Raw genomic sequence first — 1,228 nt, 5'->3', positions numbered from 1 at the left:
CACTTGAGCTTATCGCACTTGGATCACATGAAAATTTTTACCGTGATATCAAGGTGTTTTACTAAATTTAGGTGAATCATAACGCTCGCCTAAGGGGCTGGCAACGCACAAACCAACTTAACGCATACCAAATTAATCACAAAAATCCCCGCATACAAAAATGCTACGCGTTGACAGTCCCGCTTGAGGCGCTTGTTAGTTTGCGTGCCAAAGTGACACAGGCATTGACCCGCGAACACTTTAACACCATAATACCAGCGTGACAATTTGGCACAATAGGAAATAAAAATATGGCAACAACCTTACCTCGCATCACCGCCAGAGTTGATGTCGACACTCAATATTTACTCACAAAAGCTGCCGCGCTCGCCGGCATGTCTAGCATTAATTCATTTGTTTTAAATGCGGCAATCGAAAAAGCAAAACAAGTGATTGAACGTGAACAAGCCCTAAAGCTTAGCCAAGCTGATGCCCTATTGTTAATGGAAGCGCTCGATAATCCAGCAACAATAAACACCAAACTCAAATTAGCATCTGAACGCTATGAGAGTAAAACTCAATGATGAATTCGGTTCTTCTCGACAAAGACAAACACGATCGTAACCGTTTCAATTGTGGCATTGAAGCCTTAAATAATTACTTAAAAGTAATGGCGAGTCAGCAAGCCAAAAAAGACAATACGAGAACGTTCGTTTTGGAAGATGATAACAACAATACACATATCATCGGCTTTTACACACTCACTATGACACCTATTGATTTAAAAGCCTTGCCTGACAAGTTACAGAAGAAACACCAATTATCAACATCAGGCGGTCTCATCGCTCGTTTAGCTGTCGATGACCGATACAAAGGTAAAGGTTTTGGCGAATGGCTGCTTATTGATGCTCTCAGAAAATTACTCGCAGCCAGTGACAGTGTAGCGTTTCCCGTGGTTATCGTTGATGCCAAAGACGGAGCCAAACACTTCTATGAACGTTATGGATTTCAAGCATTTCAAGACGCTGAGAACAAGCTCTTCATAACCATTGCAGATATCCGAGCAAATCTAGCCTAGTTAACCACTAGCCTTGAGCAAACTAACGCCCGATTAAGCAGTGAGCAACGCCTAAACCAACTCAACGCATCACAATGTTCATCACTGTCGTTCTCGCATCACGCCAATGCCGCGCGTTGTGAATCTGTCTTGAATCGCTTGTTAGGTCACGACCAAATGGGTAAAAAGTCT

2 protein-coding genes are annotated in these 1,228 nt (G+C 42.7%); both read left to right on the top strand.

All coding sequences use genetic code 11. The annotated features are described in order from the left end of the window. The first annotated feature begins 290 nt into the window (after positions 1-290). Positions 291-563 carry a type II toxin-antitoxin system TacA family antitoxin gene (locus tag PUN32_RS13985; protein ID WP_274723737.1) on the top strand — a complete coding sequence of 91 codons (273 nt, stop codon included), beginning with the start codon at positions 291-293 and terminating at the stop codon, positions 561-563. Next, entirely contained in the window at positions 560-1,057 is a 498-nt protein-coding gene (locus PUN32_RS13980; protein ID WP_274723736.1) for a GNAT family N-acetyltransferase, read from the top strand. The genes PUN32_RS13985 and PUN32_RS13980 overlap by 4 nt, the downstream gene beginning before the upstream one ends. Positions 1,058-1,228: the final 171 nt, after the last annotated feature.

It is taken from the genome of Vibrio chanodichtyis (assembly GCF_028863985.1).
In the GTDB taxonomy this organism is placed as follows: Bacteria; Pseudomonadota; Gammaproteobacteria; order Enterobacterales; family Vibrionaceae; genus Vibrio; species Vibrio chanodichtyis.
This window is presented reverse-complemented; position numbering and strand designations above follow the sequence as displayed.